Genomic DNA, 20,300 nt, shown 5'->3' on the forward strand with positions numbered 1-20,300 from the left:
GGGTGCCAGCGGCCCGTTTCGCCGCTACAATGCCGGCCAAACCGTGCCAGCCCGAACTCATAACGATATGTCCCTTCCGAAGAACCACCTGGAACTGCTCAGCCCTGCCCGCGACGTGGCCATTGCCCGCGAGGCGATCCTGCATGGCGCCGATGCCATCTACATCGGCGGCCCGAGCTTCGGTGCGCGGCACAATGCGTGCAACGAGGTCGCCGATATCGCCGAATTGGTCGAGTTCGCCCGGCGCTACCATGCGCGGGTGTTCACCACGATCAACACCATTCTTCACGACAACGAACTGGAGCCGGCCCGTGCGCTGATCCACCAGTTGTACGACGCCGGCGTCGATGCGCTGATCGTGCAGGACCTGGGCGTCATGGAACTGGACATTCCGCCGATCGAGCTGCATGCCAGCACCCAGACCGACATCCGCACCCTGGAGCGGGCCAAGTTCCTCGACCAGGCCGGCTTCTCGCAACTGGTCCTGGCCCGTGAGCTGAACCTGCAACAGATCCGCGCCATTGCTGCCGAAACCGATGCGGCGATCGAATTCTTCATCCATGGCGCGCTGTGCGTGGCGTTCTCGGGACAGTGCAACATCTCCCACGCCCAGACCGGGCGCAGCGCCAACCGTGGCGACTGCTCCCAGGCCTGCCGCCTGCCGTATACGCTCAAGGACGACCAAGGCAGGGTGGTCGCCTTCGAAAAACACCTGCTCTCGATGAAGGACAACAACCAGACCGCTAACCTGCGTGATCTAGTGGACGCCGGCGTGCGCTCGTTCAAAATCGAGGGGCGCTACAAGGACATGGGGTACGTGAAGAACATCACGGCCCACTACCGCCGCGAGCTGGATGCGATCCTCGAAGACCGCACTGACCTGGCCCGCGCGTCCAGCGGTCGGACCCAGCACTTCTTCGTGCCCGACCCGGACAAGACCTTCCACCGCGGCAGCACCGACTACTTCGTCAGCGACCGCAAGATCGACATCGGCGCCTTCGACTCGCCGACCTTTACCGGCCTGCCGGTGGGGGTGGTGGAGAAAGTCGGCAAGCGCGACCTGATGGTCGTGACTGAGGTGCCGCTGACCAATGGCGATGGCCTGAACGTGCTGGTCAAGCGCGAGGTGGTGGGGTTCCGCGCCAATATCGCCGAACCCCGTGGCGAGTTCGAAGAGGACGGCCAAGCTCGCTACCGTTATCGCGTCGAGCCCAACGAAATGCCTGAAGGCCTGCACAAGCTGCGGCCCAACCACCCGTTGTCGCGCAACCTGGACCATAACTGGCAGCACGCCCTGCAGCGCACGTCCTCCGAACGGCGAGTCGCGGTGCGCTGGCAGGCCGTACTCACTGAGCAGCGCCTGGCACTGAGTGTCACCAGCGAAGAAGGCATCACCGCGCAGGTGGCGCTGGATGGGCCCTTCGGTGCGGCCAACAAGCCTCAACAGGCACTGGATCAGTTGCATGATCTGCTGGGCCAACTGGGCACTACCCAGTACCACGCCGAGGCCGTCGAACTGGATGCGCCGCAGGCCTATTTCATTCCAAATTCGCAACTCAAGGCCCTGCGCCGCGAGGCCATCGAGGCGCTAACCGACGCACGCGTCAAAGCGCATCCGCGCGGCTATCGCAAGGCCGAAACCACCCCGCCGCCGGTCTATCCTGAGGCGCACCTGTCGTTCCTGGCGAACGTTTATAACCAGAAGGCGCGCGACTTCTACCATCGCCACGGGGTGAAACTGATCGATGCGGCGTTCGAGGCGCACGAGGAGCATGGTGACGTGCCGGTAATGATCACCAAGCACTGCCTGCGTTTTTCGTTCAACCTGTGCCCCAAGCAGGCCAAAGGCGTGACCGGGGTGCGCACCAAGGTGGCGCCGATGCAACTGGTGCACGGCGACGAGGTGCTGACCTTGAAGTTCGACTGCAAGCCCTGCGAAATGCATGTCGTCGGGCGCATGAAGGGCCATATCATCGACCTGCCCTCACCCGGCAGTGCCGTGGGTGCTGTAGTCGGGCACATCAGTCCTGAGGATCTGCTCAAGACCATCGTCCGCGCGCCCCACTGACCCATAAGATCTCAGGCGCGGAGCACATCTGCGCCTGAAGGCGACCTAGGACGCCTTGCGGGTTTTCTTCGCCGGTTTCTTGGGAGGCTGAGCGCCTTTACCCTTGCCGGCAAGGCTGCGCCTGAGCAATTCGGTCAGGTCAAGAATGTCCGCACCCTTCTCGCCTTTGCCGCCATCGCCCTTGCGGACCTTGGCGATCTTGCCCCTCTTGGCCTTCTCTGCCACCAATTCCATGATCGTGTCGCGAAACGCATCGTGGTACTGATCGGGAGACCAAGAGCCGCTCATGTCTTCCACTAGACGTTTGGCCATGTCTCGTTCTTTCTTATCCAGCTTGACGTCCTTGACCCCGGTACCGAGCTCTAAGCCATCGACGCTACGAACCTCGTCTGGCCAGCGCAAGGTCATCAACACCAGCGCCCCGTCCAGCGGTCGAATCAAGGCCAGATGCTGGCGGGTGTGCAGCACCACGGTCGCCAGCGCAACCTTCCCGGTGCTGGCCAGCGTCTCGCGCAGCAGCGCGTAAACCTTACCGCCGCGTTTATCAGGGCTCAGGTAATACGGGGTATCGAGATGCTGTAAAGGAATTTCGCTCGCTTCGACGAACGAAAAAATATCGATTGTCTGGGTCGCCTCAGGCCGAGCCTTACGAATTTCTTCTTCGCTGATCACTACGTAGTGGCCTTTCTCGTACTCGACGCCCTTGACCACCTCTGCCTTGTCGATGTCCTTGCCGGTAACTTTGTTGATCCGCTTGTAGCCGACCCGCTCCATGCTGCGCTTGTCGAGCCAGTCGAAGTCGATGCGCTCGCTGCGTACGGCGGTCTTCAAAGACACAGGGATATGCACCAACCCAAAACTGATCGCGCCTTTCCAGATTGCACGGGCCATCTACGACTCCTGTCGCCAAACCGGCAGTAGCACCTGCCAGTGAGCAAAACATACGACGATGAACTGCGGCAGTGCCGGAGGCACCGGCACTGCCCAGCACCTCAGGAACGACCGCCCTTGTGGCTCATGTCGTCTTTCTTGCCACCGGAACTGCCACCGGAGTGCTGTCCACCCTTGCGTCCGGCCTCAGACGCTTTTTCCCGGTCATTGGCGAAGTTGCCAGGATTCTTGGTACCACCCTGACTGCCAGTCTTGCTCTGGTTATTGGCCATGGTCTTGCACCTCTTGGGCTGTGGGATGTGCACGGTCGTGCGCCGTACATAGGTTCGGAGTGCGCCGAAAACGGGCGATTCGTTTTATTGGCAGGCTAGCGGACCGGCGGCGCTAAAGGTGCAAGGCGGGGTATTTGGTGCGGCAGCTTTGTGCCTGGAGATGAAGTCGTTTAGAGGGCACCGCCTGGGTGCGGCGCCCTGTATGGGGGGACGCTCAGTCGATCAGCCGATGCAGGTCCAGTCCGGCACAGCCCATGGGTGGGCACCAGTAATAGCCACCCGTCAGCGGTCGACTGAAGCGGTACAAAGCATCGACGACGCCATCTTCTAAACCACTCATACGCCGCAGCTGAGCCTCGAACGCCTCGAAGGAACGCCCCAAGGCAACGAAGGCCAGCCCTGCGCCCCGGGTGTCGGCCCAGGACACCGAGCGACGCACCATGAACGCTTGCGGAGCATAGCTTTCCTGCGCCGTGCGCTTGACGTGGGCCGATTCCGGCGCCTCGTCCAGTTCCTCGTTATCGCTCAGGCGTCGACCAATAATGTCGTCCTGCTCGGGCTGCGGCAGCGATTTGAAGTAGGTCAGATCATGCTTCCACAACTGGAACGCCGCGAAACTGGACCCGGCCATATCGCCGGCCTCCGATGCCACGATTGCCGCCTCCACGGCCTCTTCGTCTCGCGGGTTCTCGGTGCCATCTTCGTAACCGGTCAGGTCGCGTCCGCCGCGATGCAGGAAGCCGTCGACGCTGTCCACCAAGGTGAAGGCCGGCGCCAGGGTCTGTTCCAGTGCTTGAGCGCGCAGGAACAGGTCGCCACGCTCGTCGCTGCGCAACCACAACCACAGGGCATGCTGAGTGGAGGGGTTTTCCACCACCGCGTCCAATTGCGGGAAGCTGCACAGGCCCGGTATGTCGCGGCCCAGGGCTTTGCTCAACGGCAGGCCAATGCCGACGATCAGGCTGCGCCCATCGACCTCGCCCAGCAGCGCTTCCAGTGCCGCCGCAGCGGCATCGATCTGTTGCAGGGCGAAGAACAAGTGACGGGCGTGGACCGGTACCGGGGTGGCGAGCAGACCTTGCTGGAACGGCATGACGAGCTAATCCTTCGGCAAAAGCGCGAATCCTACTGCGCCTGGCGGGCGCCCGCAACGCGACGTGTCGCCGCCCGGACACAGGTGCACCGTTCAGTCACGCCGACGCTCGCGCAACTGGCGCTTGAGCGCCTCGAAAGGCGGTGCATAGAAGAAACCGAACGATACGCTGCCTGTGCGCTCCTTGATCGCATGGTGCAGGCGATGGGCGCGGTACAGCCGCTTCAGGTAGGGCTGGAGGAGCCGGGGATGGCGTGGCCAATGCCGGTGGAACAGGCCATCGTGAGCCACCACGTAGAGCAGGCCGTAGCCTGCGACACCGCCACCCACCCATTGCAACGGTGGGTAGCCGGCCTTGCCTAAAGCCACCAGGGCGGTCGCAACCAACGCCAGGGCAAGCAGGTAGAAGTCGTTGGTCTCGAGCATCCCCAGGTGCGGTCGATGATGCGATCGATGCAACCACCAGCCCCAGCCGTGCATGATGTATTTGTGGGCCAAGGTGCCGACACCCTCCATGGCCACGAGGGTGGCGAGCAGCACGGCGATGTTGAACAGCATGTGACGGTCCGGCGTGAAAAACGAATGGCGCAAGATTACCACCGCCGGACAGGCCTTCGAAATCGGTAGGAGAGTTCAGCGATGAAGCAATTGTCATCGATCTGCCCTTGATCGATCGCTTGGCTCGGGGTAATGTCCGCCGCGCAATTTCGCATCCCCAACAGGAGTCCTGCATTGGACAGTAGCCCCAGTCGATTGCGACAGGTCCACACGGCAAGCTAGTCCGGCAGTATTCCTGCCGCTGTCTTGCCGAACACGGTAGATAGCGGCCCCTGATGCCTGTACAGGCTCATCCCCTTCTCCTTCCACTCAGCCGGCTGCTGCTGGCGAGCACTGTGGTCCTGCGCACTCATTCATTTCATCGGCGTCACTGCCGCCAGTGACGCGCGTGCGGGCATTGGCCCGTGGAAAGAGGTTTGCTATGGATTGGAAAGTTTTTCTGCTGCGCGTCGGCGTAGCACTCGCTCTGGGCGCCCTGATCGGCGCCGAACGTCAACTGCGCCAGCGTCTGACCGGCCTGCGCACCAACGCGCTGGTCAGCACCGGCGCCTGCCTGTTCGTGCTGATGACCCAGGCGGTGCCAGGCATGGCGCCCAGCGACGCGTCGCGCATCGCCGCCTACGTGGTGTCGGGCATCGGCTTTCTGGGCGGCGGCGTGATCATGCGCGACGGCTTCAACGTGCGCGGCCTGAACACCGCTGCCACGCTCTGGTGCACCGCCGCCATCGGTGTGCTGTGCAGCCTCGGTCTGCTGCTGGAAGCCACCTTGGGCAGCCTGACGGTGCTGTGCGCGAACATCCTGCTGCGTGAGATCGCCCAACGCCTCGACCGCCAGGACATGGTTCCGGCCAGCGAAGTCGAGCAACACTTCGAAGTGCGCATCGTCTGCCGCACCGAAGACGAGATTCAAGTGCGCAGCCTGATGCTGCACAGCCTGAACGACCCTGGGCTGCGTCTGCAGTCGCTGCACAGCGAAGATTTGCCCGACGCACAACGTCTTGAGGTCCGCGCCGAGTTGCTCGGCTCGCCCCAGGCGCCCGCCCAACTGGAACGCCTGGTCAGCCGGGTGAGCCTGGAGAAAGGCGTCAGCGCGGTGCGGTGGCAGCGCCACGTACAGCCGGTGCTGACCGACTAGGGCGTATCAAGAGTCGTCGCGCAGGTGACGCTCGCGCAGTTCCTGGCGCTCCTTGGCCTCGATGGACAAGGTGGCCGTGGGACGCAGCAGCAGGCGGCGCAACCCGATCGGCTCGCCGGTTTCGTCGCACCAGCCATAGTCGCCGCGCACCAGGCGCTCAAGCGCCTGGTCGATCTTGTCCAGCAGGCGTTTTTCCCGTTCCAGAGAGCGCAGTTGCCACTGCCTTTCCTCTTCGGCGCTGCCCAGATCAGCTGGATCGCTGTGCACCTCCTGCTCGCGCAACGCGCGAAACTCCTGCTCGATGCGTGCCTGCAGATCGGTACGCTGCGCCAGCAACAGGTTGCGGAAGAACTGACGCTGGGGTTCATTCATGTAGGCTTCTGGTGCCTGTGCAAGCAACTCTTCTTCAGTCATGGGACACGCTCGTAGAAGAAATGGATCATCGATCAAACATCAATGGCAGCCCTTGGCAGCCCGGCTGCACCTGCCCCTGGTGCCAGGCGAGTTGCCCCGACACCACTGTGCTGCGCACCACATGGCGGAAGGCATGGTGCTGGAACGGCGTCCAGCCGCAGTGGGCCAGCACCGGGTCATCAATGGCCGGACGCGGCGTGGCCAGTTTCTCGACCAATACCAGATCCGCCCAATACCCCTCGCGCAGGAAACCGCGCTCGCGAATACCGAATAGCCTGGCCACTGCGTGACTGGTCTTCTCCACCAGCTTTGGCAAGCTCAACACGCCATCGGCCACCAACTCCAGCGCTGCCGGCAATGCGTGCTGCACCAGCGGCAGTCCTGAAGGCGCCTGGCTGTAAGGGCGCTGTTTGTCTTCCAGGGTATGGGGCGCATGATCGGTACCGATGACGTCGATTACATCGCTGGCCAGTGCCTGGCGCAGCGCGTCGCGGTCTGCCCGGGTCTTGATCGAAGGGTTGCATTTGATCAGATGGCCCAGTCGGTCATAGTCGCGGTCATCGAACAGTAGATGATGCAGGCAGACCTCCGCAGTGATGCGTTTGTCGCTCAGCGCGCCTGTGCTGAACAGTGCCAACTCGCGTGCGCTGGTCAGGTGCAGTACATGCAGGCGTGTCCCCAGTCGGCGCGCCATGGCCACGGCCATGGAAGATGAGCGGTAGCATGCCTCGGCGTCGCGGATCAACGGATGCGCCGCCGCCGGGATCGCCTCACCATGGCTGGCATGCCAGCGCGCTTCATTGGCGAGGATGCTGGGGGTGTGCTCGCAATGCGCCAGCAGGATGGTCGGGCAGTCGCGGAACAAGCGCTCGAGCACCTGCGGGTCATCGACCAGCATGTTGCCGGTGGAGGCGCCCATGAACACTTTGACCCCGGCGACTTCTCGGGGATCGAGCGCAGCGACGGTGTCAAGGTTGTCGCAGCTGACACCGAAATGAAATCCATAGTTGGCCTGGGCAGTGGCGGCGGCGCGACGCTTCTTATCGGCCAACGCAGCAAGGCTCAACGTGGCCGGAAGGGTGTTGGGCATGTCCATGAAGCTGGTAATGCCGCCCGCCACCGCCGCCCGCGATTCGCTGGCCATCGTGCCTTTGTGCGCGGCTCCGGGCTCGCGAAAATGGACTTGGTCGTCGATCATCCCAGGCATCAACCACTGACCCTGGGCGTCGATTTCCTGCTTGGCACAGGCGCCATCGATGCTCGTGGCGATCTTGTCGATGCGTCCATGGGTCACCTGCACGTCGGCTTCGAAGACGCGGCCCTCGTTGATCAAGCGAGCGTTGCGTATCATTAGATCGGCCATGTCAGCACCCGATCAGGACAAATGCTGCGCCTGGATGGCAGGTGCAGGAATTGGGTGAGGCAGGAATGAAAGGCAAAGAGCGCACGCGGAAATCCTGAAAGAAGAATCGAGATAAATGTTACGTTATAACACTTAAATTGCAACTGCATTCTCGGTGTCCGCCTTGACGGCACCGAAAGCAGCCCGCCCCTCCCACCCCAATGGCGCCTGAAAAAAAGCGAGATAAATCAAACTTTCTCCACCGGCCGTGGCTCAACCGAACGCGACACTGACGTCGCGCCCACGGATAAGGAGTGACACATGAGCAATCTCTTCCTCAAGCGAGCCGGACTGTGCATGGCCATGGGACTGGCCTCGGTACAAGCAATGGCCGCCAGCTCGGACGATTTCGTCGATGCTGCCGTAGAGGCAGGTATCGCGGAAGTGGTCACCGGCAACTTGGCGCTGGAAAAGAGCAAGGACGCCGATATCAAGACCTTCGCTCAGCAGATGGTCACCGATCACACCAAAGTGAATCAGCAGTTGACCGAGTTGGCGGGCAAACTGGACATCAAGGTGCCGGATGACGCTGCGCTGACCGACAAGATCAAGAAAGTGATCCTGGAATGGCGTGATGAGTCGTTTGACAAGTCCTACGTCAACAATCAGGTCGCTGCACACGAAAAAGCCGTGGAGTTGTACAAGAAGGAGGCTCAATCCTCCGACAAGGCCGAGCTGAAGGCCTTTGCCGTTCAGACCTTGCCTGCGCTGGAAAAGCACCTGCAGGAAGCCAAGCAACTGCAAACCAAGCACGGCAAATGATTCACCGGTAATCAAAGAGGTTTGATATGAGTGACGATGACCTGCGCGCCGAGGTGCTGACCCGGTTGCGACACGCCCACCCTCACGGCTTGGGTAAGGAGATCCTGGACAACTACCGCGGCGAGATGGCTGTCGCCGGGATGCTCAAGTCGTTGCAAGAAGAGGGGTTGATCCATGACGGCTGCGTCAGCGTCGATGCTGATCAGCCAGTGGATGTCAGCTACCCCATCAAGCTATCCAGCGCCGGCGTAGAGGCGGCGAAGAAACTGGAAGGCTGAAGGCGTAGAGCCTCGGTGGCTGCCTGCGCAGCGCCGAGGCTCGTCGCGTCATTGGTGGTCTTTCTTTTCATGATCCTTAGGCGCAATGGCCTTACCTATGGGGTCTACCTGAGGATCTTCCAGATCCGGTGAATCCGGATCGAAGTCAAGATCGGTTTCCCCAGAACTCCCTTCTGAAGAATGCGGCCCTTCATTGTGATGTGAAGGAGTTTTATGTGCACTCATCTTCTGCTCTCCTCGAACGTGTCTATGGAAGAGCCTGTCACGGCGGGGAAGTTTGATTTATCTGCTTCTCACGCTCCTCGGCGGCCAGGGCGGGTTGCGCAGATCGAGCTTCGCTGAGCGTCAGCCGATCTTGTAGCCGTTCGACCAGGCGTACCTGCTCAAGAGTCAACTCACGCTGGCTTTCCAAGGCCTGACGATCAATATCCCACTGCCGGCGCAACTCTTCGCTGGCGCCCTGGGCCTGAGCCAGGATCGAGCGCAGTCCCTGGACCTGGGCGTCGCGCTGCTCCAGTTGTTCATCGAGCTGCTTGCCCTGCGCCTGTTGCTGTCGATTCTCGACTGACAACCGCTCATTGTCGCGGTGCAGCCGGGTCAGTTCTTCCTGGCGTACCACCATCCCCTGCTGCATCTGGCGCAATTCCACCTGCAATTGTTGCACCTGCGCTTCATGGCGACGTTGATCCTGCTCGCGCTGCTCACGGCTGGCGCTGCGGTAATGCTCCAAGGCATCGCGGGCATTGCGGTGCTTGTCTTCGAGTGAGCGGATCTGTTCGATCTTGTCGTCGAGGCGTACCTGGAGCTCGCCCAGAGACTGGTTGAGGCTGGCGCTGCGCAGTTGCTCGCTCTGAAGGCTGGCCAGTGCCGTCTCGAGCTGCTCGGACTGACGCTGCAACGCGCTGGCCTTGATCTGCCGTTGCTGATCGGCGGCTACAAGCGCTTGCTCGGCCAAACTCAGTTGTGTCCGCATCTGTTCGATTTGGGCATCGAACCCAGCCTGAGCCAGGGCAACGCGGGCCTCGGCCTCCTCATTGAGTTGGTCTGCAAGCTGCTGCACATAGCGGCCTAACGTCTCACCCAGCACCGGGGCACTTTGCGCGGGCAACTGCGCATCCAGCTCTTTCAAATAACGGTGAATGGTGGTCTTGGACCCGGTATTGCCGAGCTCGATACGGACGGCATCGATGCTGGGATGCTCGCCCCTGGCGATGAGAGCCTGACGCGCCTGCTGCACCACCGCCTTATTGATGCCTCCACGGGCCATGATGACTCCTACGATTTCGTAATGTATTACGTACCATGTAATTACATACCATAAATCAAGATTATTCCACCTCAATTCCTGATACGAATACATTCAATAATCACGGGTTATCGAATGTGAGGGTGTGCGAACGCGCTCCCAGGCGCGGCAGGCGTACGAAATAACGTGAAATGGGTCGAGGTTGCCGAGTGCGTCAGCGCGGGGGGAATCAGCGGCGTGTATGCGTAGCGATCTTCAGGGTCGCGATGTCCAGAAGGCTGAAGAATCCGTTGCTCCACCCTCCCGTATCCAAGTGCCAGACATTACCCAGGACTCTGTGCTCGGGCACCGGGGTGTGACCGACCAGCAGCGCGCGCAGGCCTTCCACCGGTCTGACATCGTGTGTTTTCAGACGCCGCCGGGACCATTGGCAGACCTCCTGCACATTCGGATCGCCAGCCTCCAGGCCGGCGCGCAGTTGCTGCCAGTCCGGAAACGGGCTGTCGGCGTGCAACAACCCGATCAGGCCCAGCGGCGTGGGTATCTGCATAGCGATGGGCAGCGCTGCGAAGTGTTCGGCCAAATGCAACTGCTCGCTCGGCGCCAAGTCCAGAAACCAGCCGCCACCCGCCGCACGGTACATGTCCAGATCGAGTTGACCACCGCGCACGTGCGTGATTGCCAGCGCTTCATGATTGCCTTGCACCGCATGGAACCAGGGCTGCGCCAGCCAATACAGAACATCCGCGCTGGCAGGACCGCGATCCACCAGATCGCCGACGCTGAAGAGTCGGTCCACCGAGGGATCGAAGGCGATGAGCTCCAGCGCCGCCTGCAGGCGCTGGAAATGACCATGAATATCACCTACCGCCAAGTCGCGGCCTGCGGTGTTGGCCGTCATGCTCTGAAAGCGCAGCATTCTCTATACCCTCCCGCCAGATCGCCCGCATGCATAGGTGCCGCTCATACGGGTGGCGAGCAGCATGACATAGGGTGGATAAGCGATGAGCGTGGAAATCTTAGTTTCATTGGGTAAAAGTCTGCGCACGCGGTTATCTTTGACACTTGTCTCGACCAAGGACGGATCCGCGTGAAATACCTGCTGCTGATCATCGCCAGCTATGCCGGCTGCTATTACCTGGTCGGCCTGCTGATTCATGGCAGGCTGGCCGACATCGCCGAGGGTCTGCGTCATCGGCCTGACGCTCCGACCCCGGGCGAATACCTGCGCAACGTCGAGGCGCATGCTCGCCAGTCTCACCGCCACTACACAATGCTTGCGGGAACATTGGTCAGCCTCGTGGCCTGTGTCTTGGCATGGGCGTTCAGCCGCTGAGCACTCAGAACAGAGATAAGCTCTGGCGTCCTTCGAGCGCCAGCAGGAAGTGCTTGGCCGCCAGCCCACCGGCAAAGCCCGTCAGGCTGCCCGACGCGCCGATCACCCGGTGACATGGCGCGATGATCGAGATGGGATTGCGACCATTGGCCGCCCCAACCGCCCGCACCGCCGAGGGATTGCCGATCTGACGGGCGATATCGCCGTAGGTGCGGGCCTGCCCGAAGGGGATGGTCAGCAACGCCGCCCAGACCTGACGCTGGAAGTCGGTGCCGGCAAAATCCAATGGAAGTTCGAAGCGCTCACGCTGGCCCGCGAAGTATTCACCCAGTTGGCGAGCGGTTTCACGCAACACCGGCAAGCGGTCCTTGCGGTGCAGCTCACCGAGCCGCACCCGATTCTCACGCTCTTCTTCCCAAAGTACGGCAGCCAGACACTCGCCACGCGCGACCAGTGTCAACGTGCCTACGGGTGATGGCATCAAGGTATAGGCGTTGGACACGGATGACTCCTGGAGGGGATGCGACACCCGGCACACTAATCGGGGTTATCGGGAGGATCCAGTTTTTTCCAACTACAGGTCTTTGCGACACTATCTTCACGACATTTTCACCTGGCGGGTGGCAAGGTTAAGCCACATCCGTGAAATACTTCGCCCGCCCTCCCCAGCGGGCTTTTCTTTGTCCGCCATTCAGCAATGGCTACCCGATCGCGACCTTAGCCCCTCTCCCCAAGAGTTTGTTTGCTTGGCGACTGCAGTCTTTTGACGCATCATGTGCCTCGCGCAGCGCCACCCTAGGCGCCGAGCATCCGCCAGCCCCCACCCTAAGACGCTGCCGTCCAGCCTATCGTTTCGAGTGACCTGACCATGCTCCAGCTGATTGATGCATTTCGCCAAAAAGCGCTTAGCGTCATGGCCGTTGGTGGTCCAGTGATTCCACTGCTGGAAGCCTTCGTGAACGCCCTTCAGGCTGAAATGCCTGGCACTACGGTAGGCGTCACCGTCCTGGACAAACCCGGAAAAACCTTCCGCCACGCCATTTTCCCAGCGTTGCCGGAACAGTTCGGCGCCCAACTGGTAGGCAACCTGATCACGGGCAAACGTGGCTCATGCGGCATGGCGGTGATGACAGGACGCCCGGTCGAAGTGCCGAACGTCGCCTGCGACCTGCGGTTTTCGGCAGAATGGAAAGCGCTGTTCCACGCCCATGGCCTGCAATCGCTGGTGTCATTCCCCGCACTGAGCAATGAAGGCGTGGTGCAAGGCAGCATCGCCGTCATCCACCCACTCGATGTGCCTTTGACCGGGGACCAGCGTGAGCTGCTTGGTCATGCCACCGAGCTGTGCGCGCACCTGTTCGCCTATAGCAGAACCCAAGAGGCGGCGAAGATTCTGGTCGAAGAGCTCGACCACCGCATGCGCAACCTATTCGCTACCATCGGCGCCATGGCCGTCCTCACCTCACGCAACTACCCCGAACCCGCGAACTTTTGCAAGGTGTTCCAGGGACGCCTAGTGATGATGCAAAAAGCCCACGCGCTGGCCGTCACTCACCAGCAGACCGGCTTGCTCGAACTGCTGCAGGACACCTTGGCGCCCTACAGTTGCACGCACCAGACGCTTTTCGACGGTCCTGCGATCACCCTGGCACCGGAGGCTGCGTCCTCCATCGCCCTGGTACTGCATGAGCTGTCGACCAACGCTGCCAAGTACGGCGCATTCTCCGAACCTGGCGGGAGACTCAATGTCGAGTGGTCGCTGCGCACCTGCGAAGAGAGCGGCCCCTATTTCGACCTGACCTGGAAGGAAGGAAACGGCCCACCGGTAACAGCGCCCACCCACAAAGGCTACGGTACATTGATGATCAATGGCAGCCTGCGCAATGCGTTCGATGGCAGTGCGAACTTGATTTATGATCCACAGGGTTTCAGTTGCAGTATCAGTGCGCCGTTCACGACGAGGCTGGGCTTTGCCGGGGCCTCGCCTGAACAGCTACCTTAGCCCGGCGCTTATCCGCGAAGCGCCTCCAGACGTTCCCGCCCTGCCTGGGTGATCGCATTCTCGCCTTCATCGCTGATGCGATAACGGCCCGACGCCATTTTGCTGATCGAGAACCTCACCAGCCCGCTTCTGGACAGCGCGTCCCCTGCATCGAAGGTCATTGCCTGCTCCAGATCGAAGAGTTTGATCTCGCCGATCTTGAAGCGGGCAAACGCCACGAGGGCGGCATCCATTTCTCGCTGACTGATTGATTGAACAGTGTCCATCTGACCTCCCCAATGGTGAGTGCCCGGTCCATGGGCATACAGGCAACGAACCGGATAGGTTGTGTTGAAGGCGCAACCTACTATGGCGTGCCTGACGGTGCCACTGGCTTTGCATCCAGGCTGGATGGGTAGGCAGCGGGCAGTGCCTGTAGACCTCTCTTGCAGTTCTGGACGCCCGCCGGTATTGATAAAGGGTTTTCCCACGTCACGAAGAGGCTTCATGGATAAAGTTCTGACGGTCTTCGCCTCCGGGGTAATGCCAATACTGGCTATCGCGTTTGCGATTTGGGCGTATAGATGCAACTCGAAAAGATGGCGTTTGAAAGTTGATGCTGAGCTGCAGAACGCCTTGAGCGGCCTCGGAGTGAACGCCTACACATTGATCGTGGACACACTCACTCCGCCTAATGCTGAACGTTCAGCCAACGTCTATCGCCTCCTCCACGATGAACACGAACGCTACTTCCTGTTCATGAAAGTCGGAGGACAGCCCGGCATACTCAAGTCATTGAGCAAGGAACGTGCACTATTGGCTGCAAAGATGAAGGGTTGGGACGGTTGATTCAACATGACGTGCAATCGTCACCTACTACCCCGGCGCACAAGGAAGGCGACATGACTGTAAACATCAATAACCTCACCATCACTACACCCCTACCAACATCGGCGAAGAACCCGGTTGCGCTTGAGATGAAAGGCTCGGAGGCGATCGCCAACTACCCCAGCATCATCAAGGTGCTGGACGACGGGTCTGTCCAGCTCTCGGCACCCACAAAAGGGGCGTCGAGCAAAAGCACACGGCGAACCCGTTGCGAGTGGTCTGAATCCACAAATTGGACGCTGGCGAGTGCAACTGAACACCTGAACCGGCAAACGATGCGACTTATCAAAGTCAACTCAGCACAAAAGGTGGTGGTTTCGCAGATGCATGTGAGAGGTGATGACGGACCGCCCATCAAGGTGTTCTGGAACAAGGGCAGCCTCACCCTGGGTTTTCGCCGGACCTATAACCAAGCCACGCCAACTAACATGACAGTGCTGGAAAATGTGCCGCTGGGTGCCGAGTTCACCGTGACCCTGCAGGCCACCGCCCAGGGCCATATAACAGTGACTGCGAAATGCAACGGCGCTTCCGGATCCTCCGGTCCTCTTCAATTCGATAAGACGTGGAGTTCACAGCGCTTCGAATTCCATGGCGGCGTCTACAATCAGGTCGATCAAACTGAAACGACGCCGGCTGACGATGGTTCGATTTGCATCATCTCCACGCTTTCGCTCACCCATCGCTGATAACCAGCAATGCCCACCCCGTGTTCACCTCACACTACATCCGTAGTAAGGAACGATCATGCAAACGACAGGTAATACTCTTCTGGTCACCGGCGGCGGCAGCGGTATCGGCCTGGAATTGGCCAAAGCGTTCTCAGCCCTGGGTAACGAGGTGATCATCGCCGGGCGGCGTGAGTCGGTGTTGCGTCAGCAGGTGGCGGATAACCCCGGCCTGCAGTACAAAGTGCTGGACGTCAGCGATGCCGAAGATCTGCAGCGCGTGGCACAGGCGTTGATCCGCGACTACCCGACTTTGAACGGCGTGCTGCATGCCGCGGGCATCATGCGCGGCGAATCACTCAGAGCAGGCCCCACCGAACTGGATGCCACCATCGCCACCAACCTGTTAGGCCCCATGCGTCTTGACGGCTGGCTGCTGCCGCACTTTTTGGAACAACCTCACGCGACGATCATTACCGTGTCTTCAGGGCTGGCGTTTCTGCCATTAGCCCTCACGCCCAGCTACAGCGCCAGCAAAGCGGCGATCCATTCCTACACGCAGTCACTGCGCTATCAATTGAAAGACACCTGTGTTCGCGTGCGTGAAATCGCTCCGCCCTACGTACAAACCGAGTTGATGGGCCAACGTCAGGCGAACGATCCTCACGCCATGCCATTGCGTGAATTCATCGACGAAGTGATGGCGATCTTCGAGCATTCACCGGATGCGGACGAGATTCTGGTGGAACGGGTGAAGCCATTACGCTTCGCCGAGCGCGGCGAGGATTACACGGGATTCTTCAGGCGGTTCAACGATCAGATGGCGGCGGCGAGGGCGGGAGAATAACCTGATCGCGTGTGAGATGGCTCGGCAGGGGGGCGCTAGCGGCAACCCCAGTCCTGATTGCTCGCAATGAAGCGCCACTTACGGACAAAACGGCAGTACAGGTTGCCTAGGCAGTCATCGCATCGTAAGCGCTCCACTGGCGACGAAGAAGTGGTTGCACCGACCAAGCGCCGTGGTAAACGCAAACCACTGCCGGCTGATTTGCCGCGTATCGAGGTTGTCCACGAACTGCCCAAGCATGAGCTGACGTGCGCTTGCGGCTGCCGCAAACATGCCATTGGTGAAGAGGTCAGCGAACAGCTTGAAATCGTCCCGATGCAGATTCGCATCATCAAACAAGTGTATGGCTGCCCGACTGCGAGTCAGCGCCCGTAACGGCGGACAAGCCTGCCCAAGTGATCGAGAAAAGTATGGCCAGCCCTAGTGTGCTGGCCATGCTGCTGACCACCAAATACGTAGACGGCCTACCGCTTAATCGCTTCGAAAAAGTGTTGGGGCGCCACGGTATCGATATCCCGCGCCAAACCCTGGCACGCTGGGTGATTCAATGCAGCGAGCACTTCCAATCGCTGCTGAATCTGATGCGCGAACGCCTGTTGAGCAGTCGGATCATCCTCTGTGATGAAACACGTGTGCAAGTGTTGAAAGAGCCTGGCCGTGAGCCCAGTAGCCAATCCTGGATGTGGGTACAAACCGGCGGCCCACCTGATCGGCCAGTGATCCTTTTCGACTACGCCACCAGCCGAGCGCAGGAGGTGCCGACGCGCCTGCTGGATGGCTATCGCGGCTATGTCATGACCGACGACTACGCTGGTTACAACGCCCTGGCTGCACAGGACGGTGTTGAGCGGTTGGGCTGCTGGGCTCACGCGCGCCGCAAGTTCGTCGAAGCGCAGAAGGTGCAGCCCAAGGGTAAAACCGGGCGCGCAGACATCGCCCTGAGTTTGATCAACAAGCTGCATGGCATCGAGCGCGACCTTAAGGACGGCAGCGATGAAGATCGTAAGGCTGCCCGCATGGAGCGCAGCCTGCCATTGCTGGCTCAGCTGAAAAGCTGGGTAGAGAAAACGCAACCTCAAGTCACGACACAGAATGCCTTGGGCAAGGCCATCGGCTACTTGGCCAGCAACTGGAGCAAGTTGGAACGCTACGTCGAGCACGGCTGCTTACCGATCGACAACAACGCGGCCGAGCGCGCGATCCGCCCATTTGTCATTGGGAGAATGAACTGGTTGTTCAGTGACACGCCCAAAGGTGCCACTGCCAGCACACAACTTTACAGCCTGGTAGAGACGGCCATAGCCAACGGCCAAGAGCCCTATGCGTGGCTGCGCCACGCACTGGAACGCCTGCCGCAGGCGTGCTCAGTGTAAGACTACGAAGCGCTGCTACCATGGAGTTGCACACCTCAAATACACAGCTAAGTGCTCTGCCCATTATTGGCTAGGTGGGGTTCATGGAGCGCTTACATCGCATCCGATGTCGCCGCCTGTGCGCCGCATGAGCCATCTCCCCTAACACTGCACCTCAGCCAGCGGGATCGTTGATCAGCGCCCACATCAGAGCATTACAAGATGCCACACGATCCACGCACTTCAACTCGCAGAATAGCCACCGTCTATAGTCAACACTTCACCAACTACGGAGCGAGCGCTGTCTGACGCCAAGTACAACAAGGCAGCTGTTACTTCCCCCACCTCAATTACCCGTTTCGTGGGAAACATATCCAGGAAATCACGTTTGGCAGTAGCATCTCTCCCCGTAAAACGATCAAACATATCGGTTGCGACTGGACCAGGAGCGACTGCGTTGATTCTGATGCCCGACACTGCTACTTCCAATGCTGCCGAACGCGTAAGGCTGATGACCGCACTTTTACTGGCGGCATAGACCATTTTACCTGGCATACCACCTAGCCCAGCTTGCGAAGCGATATTGACTATTACCCCCGAGCGTTGTCCGCGCATGATGGGTATCGCGTATTTCATCACCAAAATAGTGCTGAGCACATTGGTATCGAACACCTGTTGGAAATCTTGAGTGGATACATCTTCGAGGTTCGCAGGGTTGCCCTCAGTGCCTGCACTGTGAATCACAACATCGACGGATCCATAAGTAATAACAGCCGCCTGCATCAACTGGGCGACCTGCTCCTCGCTGGTGACATCCGTGGTGAAAAAAACTACATCGTCAGTGACGTTACGAAGCTCATTTAACCTGTGCTGTCCACGGCGAGCATCACGTCCTGAAATCACGACATTGTAACCTTCACGGGCGAAACTTCTAGCGCAATCAAATCCGATACCTGACAAAGCACCAGTAACTACGACGGTTTTTTTTGCCATGATCCATCTCCAAAGAAGTTTGAGCGCGATGCTCGCCATCGAGCATCGCCGAATGACCCAGGCCTACCAAAAGGTGCTAAATCGCGATCGATAACTCAACGGATCACTTTGCGTAGTAAATGGCATCCCTTACATCATTGACCAACTGTCCAGACATGCCTTCGAATGCAGTATTTGTGAGAATGACTGCAGTGAAATTATTGACAGGATCAATAAACCAGCTATGTCCATAAACGCCACCCCATTGCAAGGTGCCTTTGGCCTGGGGCGTTGCTGCTGCATCTGGATTGTCGAGGACAGCCCAACCGTATCCAAAGCCCCACCCTGGGCCAAGCGATTGTGCCTGAGGTCCAGCATGATCTTTCATCATCATCGACAGCGTCTCCGGTTTGACGAGAGACTGCTCTCCGGACTGAAGCTTCAGCAAAAATTGCATGACGTCTTGTGCGGTGCCGGCCATACCACACCCACCCGATGCATAAGACTCTGGGTGCAAGATGCGTTCAGGATTGAATTTCACTTGCCCGCCCCATAGTTCCAGAGAAACATCACCATCCATGCGTACAGGTGCGCCCTCAGCGTTTGCATAGGGCACGGCCAACCGAGCGCGGTCAGTGACGTTGAAGCCTGTATCTGGGAGCCCCAAAGGGCGCGTGATCTCTTCCCGGATGATCTGGGCCAGCGAATGACCAGTTGCAGCTTCCAACACTGCGCCCAGTACATCGGTCGCGAGTGAATAACGCCAGCTCGAACCAGGCTCGAACGCCAGCGGAGCTTTAGCCAGACGTCGCAGATTCTCGTTCAGGCTCAAACCAGGCTGATCCAAACCGTCTGAAATCTGTAGGGCATGATAGGCGCTGCCCTCAGGCTCGAAAAAGCCATAGCTCAAACCCGACACGTGCGCGAGTAAATGATGCACGGTAATAGTAGGCTCGGTGCCGTTCTGAAGCTTCGGGCGGAAGTCTTTGAGCCAGTGGGTAACAGGCTGCCCCAGGTGAATGACGCCACGCTCGACAAGGCGCATTGCAGCCACTGTGACCATTGGCTTGCTTACGGAAGACAGTCTAAAAATTGCATCCTCGCGCATGGCAGTGTCGCCTTCACGATCCAATTTTCCCGATGCACGGCGATAGAGCACCTGCCCATCCTTTGCGACCATCACCACAGCACCCACGATTCGCTGCTCTTCAAGAGCTTTGTCGATTGAGTGATCTACGAGTGTGGACAACGATTCGATGTATGACATGAGCTAACCTTTGCGATTTATGAGTGACCACTCCATAATACACAGGGTAAATTCCATTTCAAGAGTGATCACTGTGAAAAATGCACGCCCACGTGGCCGTCCTTTGTCGTTCAATCGCGACATCGCCCTACAGAAAGCTGCTGAGCGCTTCTGGTCTCACGGTTACGAAGGTACGTCGATCACCGACCTTACGAGTGCCATGGGAATCACACCGCAGAGCCTCTACACAGCGTTTCGCTCAAAGGCTGGGCTCTACCAAGAGGCACTGGACTGGTACGCCGATACGTTTGGTAATACAGGACTCGAGGCGCTGGAAGGCCCAGGCGCAGTTAAGACCTTGAGTGCCTGGCTGCTTAGCCAAGCCCGTGCCTTTGCATCATCTTCCTATCCCAAAGGCTGCATGATTTCAGTCGCTGCGCTGGGCTGCGCAACTGAAAACAGTACGGTAGCGCGGATGGCCTCGCAAAAGCGTGAGGCAACGATCGCGCTGTTGCAGCGACGTCTGACCAGAGCCATCAGCGAAGGCGAATTAGATAAATCAGCGGACCCTGACGCACTGGCACGTTTTATCGGGGCAATACTCCAAGGCATGACTGTGCAGGCACGAGACGGGGCCAGCGAAGCTCAGTTGGTAGCAATTGCCAAGCTTGCCACTGATAGCCTTCACCAGGCTCTACGCGCGTAGTACATCCCTGGCTAGTCCAACCCTCAAATCAGCGCACAACGCGCTGGACATCCTTGAACGGTACCCGCGCGACATTCGTCAACTCCGCGCCAACCTACGTATCGTGGCCGCGATGAACTCAGTGTTCATCGCTAGTCCGCTCGGCAAAAGCGTAAACAGGTTGCTTCGATCTGAGAGGCCTGAAT

The 20,300-nt window shown here is 59.5% G+C and carries 23 protein-coding genes and 1 pseudogene; 11 read left to right on the top strand and 13 right to left on the bottom strand.

Features of this window, described 5'->3' with window-relative positions:
* Positions 1-67: 67 nt before the first annotated feature.
* Entirely contained in the window at positions 68-2,068 is a 2,001-nt protein-coding gene (locus tag GKC70_RS12000) for a U32 family peptidase (protein ID WP_342648751.1), read from the top strand.
* A gap of 45 nt (positions 2,069-2,113) precedes the next feature.
* Here the strand turns inward: GKC70_RS12000 and GKC70_RS12005 are convergent, their stop codons facing one another.
* The 4 genes from GKC70_RS12005 to GKC70_RS12020 all read right to left on the bottom strand — a co-directional run bounded on the left by GKC70_RS12005 (position 2,114) and on the right by GKC70_RS12020 (position 4,882).
* Positions 2,114-2,959: a Ku protein gene (locus GKC70_RS12005; RefSeq protein WP_342648752.1), complete on the bottom strand. Its 846-nt coding sequence runs from the start codon at positions 2,957-2,959 to the stop codon at positions 2,114-2,116.
* A 101-nt stretch (positions 2,960-3,060) separates the two neighbouring features.
* Positions 3,061-3,231, bottom strand: a complete 171-nt coding sequence (locus GKC70_RS12010) for a KGG domain-containing protein (RefSeq protein ID WP_029612636.1) — start codon at positions 3,229-3,231, stop codon at positions 3,061-3,063.
* 214 nt (positions 3,232-3,445) lie between these two features.
* Complete coding sequence (locus GKC70_RS12015) at positions 3,446-4,324, bottom strand: Dyp-type peroxidase (RefSeq protein ID WP_342648753.1); 879 nt, start codon at positions 4,322-4,324, stop codon at positions 3,446-3,448.
* Between the two features lie 93 nt (positions 4,325-4,417).
* Entirely contained in the window at positions 4,418-4,882 is a 465-nt protein-coding gene (locus tag GKC70_RS12020) for a sterol desaturase family protein (RefSeq protein WP_116888284.1), read from the bottom strand.
* Between the two features lie 421 nt (positions 4,883-5,303).
* On the opposite strand from GKC70_RS12020, the gene GKC70_RS12025 reads away from it, so the two are divergent.
* Positions 5,304-6,017, top strand: a complete 714-nt coding sequence (locus tag GKC70_RS12025; protein WP_342648754.1) for an MgtC/SapB family protein — start codon at positions 5,304-5,306, stop codon at positions 6,015-6,017.
* A gap of 6 nt (positions 6,018-6,023) precedes the next feature.
* On the opposite strand, the gene dksA is transcribed toward GKC70_RS12025, so the two are convergent.
* Positions 6,024-6,431 (bottom strand): RNA polymerase-binding protein DksA, encoded by a 408-nt coding sequence (gene dksA, locus GKC70_RS12030; protein WP_342648755.1) that lies wholly within the window; start codon positions 6,429-6,431, stop codon positions 6,024-6,026.
* Between the two features lie 25 nt (positions 6,432-6,456).
* Positions 6,457-7,794, bottom strand: a complete 1,338-nt coding sequence (locus GKC70_RS12035) for a dihydroorotase (RefSeq protein ID WP_342648756.1) — start codon at positions 7,792-7,794, stop codon at positions 6,457-6,459.
* Between the two features lie 300 nt (positions 7,795-8,094).
* Here GKC70_RS12035 and GKC70_RS12040 point away from each other — a divergent pair, with 300 nt between their 5' ends.
* The gene (locus GKC70_RS12040; protein ID WP_342648757.1) at positions 8,095-8,595 is read left to right on the top strand and encodes a DUF4142 domain-containing protein; all 501 of its coding nucleotides are present in this window, start codon (positions 8,095-8,097) and stop codon (positions 8,593-8,595) included.
* A gap of 26 nt (positions 8,596-8,621) precedes the next feature.
* A complete protein-coding gene (locus tag GKC70_RS12045) occupies positions 8,622-8,873 on the top strand; it encodes a hypothetical protein (protein WP_342648758.1) in 252 nt (83 codons plus the stop codon).
* Positions 8,874-8,921: 48 nt separating this feature from the next.
* Here the strand turns inward: GKC70_RS12045 and GKC70_RS12050 are convergent, their stop codons facing one another.
* The 3 genes from GKC70_RS12050 to GKC70_RS12060 all read right to left on the bottom strand — a co-directional run bounded on the left by GKC70_RS12050 (position 8,922) and on the right by GKC70_RS12060 (position 11,038).
* Positions 8,922-9,098 (bottom strand): DUF6021 family protein, encoded by a 177-nt coding sequence (locus GKC70_RS12050; protein WP_342648759.1) that lies wholly within the window; start codon positions 9,096-9,098, stop codon positions 8,922-8,924.
* Positions 9,099-9,135: 37 nt separating this feature from the next.
* Complete coding sequence (locus GKC70_RS12055) at positions 9,136-10,140, bottom strand: DNA-binding protein (protein ID WP_342648760.1); 1,005 nt, start codon at positions 10,138-10,140, stop codon at positions 9,136-9,138.
* Between the two features lie 208 nt (positions 10,141-10,348).
* Positions 10,349-11,038, bottom strand: coding sequence for a metallophosphoesterase (locus tag GKC70_RS12060; RefSeq protein WP_342648761.1), 690 nt, complete (start codon positions 11,036-11,038; stop codon positions 10,349-10,351).
* A 171-nt stretch (positions 11,039-11,209) separates the two neighbouring features.
* On the opposite strand from GKC70_RS12060, the gene GKC70_RS12065 reads away from it, so the two are divergent.
* Positions 11,210-11,455 (top strand): hypothetical protein, encoded by a 246-nt coding sequence (locus GKC70_RS12065; RefSeq protein ID WP_342648762.1) that lies wholly within the window; start codon positions 11,210-11,212, stop codon positions 11,453-11,455.
* A gap of 4 nt (positions 11,456-11,459) precedes the next feature.
* Here the strand turns inward: GKC70_RS12065 and GKC70_RS12070 are convergent, their stop codons facing one another.
* Positions 11,460-11,957 (bottom strand): methylated-DNA--[protein]-cysteine S-methyltransferase, encoded by a 498-nt coding sequence (locus GKC70_RS12070; RefSeq protein WP_342648763.1) that lies wholly within the window; start codon positions 11,955-11,957, stop codon positions 11,460-11,462.
* Between the two features lie 453 nt (positions 11,958-12,410).
* On the opposite strand from GKC70_RS12070, the gene GKC70_RS12075 reads away from it, so the two are divergent.
* Positions 12,411-13,457, top strand: a complete 1,047-nt coding sequence (locus GKC70_RS12075) for an HWE histidine kinase domain-containing protein (protein ID WP_342648764.1) — start codon at positions 12,411-12,413, stop codon at positions 13,455-13,457.
* An 8-nt stretch (positions 13,458-13,465) separates the two neighbouring features.
* On the opposite strand, the gene GKC70_RS12080 is transcribed toward GKC70_RS12075, so the two are convergent.
* Positions 13,466-13,723, bottom strand: coding sequence for a hypothetical protein (locus GKC70_RS12080; RefSeq protein WP_342648765.1), 258 nt, complete (start codon positions 13,721-13,723; stop codon positions 13,466-13,468).
* Between the two features lie 220 nt (positions 13,724-13,943).
* Between GKC70_RS12080 and GKC70_RS12085 the strand changes: the two genes are divergently transcribed.
* From GKC70_RS12085 to GKC70_RS12100, 4 genes and pseudogenes are all read left to right on the top strand, one after another.
* A complete protein-coding gene (locus tag GKC70_RS12085; protein WP_342648766.1) occupies positions 13,944-14,285 on the top strand; it encodes a hypothetical protein in 342 nt (113 codons plus the stop codon).
* Positions 14,286-14,338: 53 nt separating this feature from the next.
* The gene (locus tag GKC70_RS12090) at positions 14,339-15,013 is read left to right on the top strand and encodes a polysaccharide lyase family 7 protein (protein ID WP_342648767.1); all 675 of its coding nucleotides are present in this window, start codon (positions 14,339-14,341) and stop codon (positions 15,011-15,013) included.
* 58 nt (positions 15,014-15,071) lie between these two features.
* Positions 15,072-15,839, top strand: coding sequence for an SDR family oxidoreductase (locus tag GKC70_RS12095; RefSeq protein ID WP_342648768.1), 768 nt, complete (start codon positions 15,072-15,074; stop codon positions 15,837-15,839).
* 141 nt (positions 15,840-15,980) lie between these two features.
* A pseudogene (locus GKC70_RS12100) lies at positions 15,981-17,212 on the top strand (IS66 family transposase); the annotation flags it as partial.
* A gap of 222 nt (positions 17,213-17,434) precedes the next feature.
* Here GKC70_RS12100 and GKC70_RS12105 read toward each other — a convergent pair.
* Together GKC70_RS12105 and GKC70_RS12110 are read right to left on the bottom strand one after the other, a co-directional pair.
* Complete coding sequence (locus tag GKC70_RS12105; protein ID WP_342648769.1) at positions 17,435-18,184, bottom strand: glucose 1-dehydrogenase; 750 nt, start codon at positions 18,182-18,184, stop codon at positions 17,435-17,437.
* A 103-nt stretch (positions 18,185-18,287) separates the two neighbouring features.
* Positions 18,288-19,430: a serine hydrolase domain-containing protein gene (locus GKC70_RS12110; RefSeq protein WP_342648770.1), complete on the bottom strand. Its 1,143-nt coding sequence runs from the start codon at positions 19,428-19,430 to the stop codon at positions 18,288-18,290.
* Between the two features lie 73 nt (positions 19,431-19,503).
* Between GKC70_RS12110 and GKC70_RS12115 the strand changes: the two genes are divergently transcribed.
* Complete coding sequence (locus GKC70_RS12115) at positions 19,504-20,115, top strand: TetR/AcrR family transcriptional regulator (protein ID WP_342648771.1); 612 nt, start codon at positions 19,504-19,506, stop codon at positions 20,113-20,115.
* Positions 20,116-20,300: the final 185 nt, after the last annotated feature.

Source organism: Pseudomonas sp. REB1044, from assembly GCF_038813925.1.
GTDB classification, from domain to species: domain Bacteria; phylum Pseudomonadota; class Gammaproteobacteria; order Pseudomonadales; family Pseudomonadaceae; genus Aquipseudomonas; species Aquipseudomonas boreofloridensis.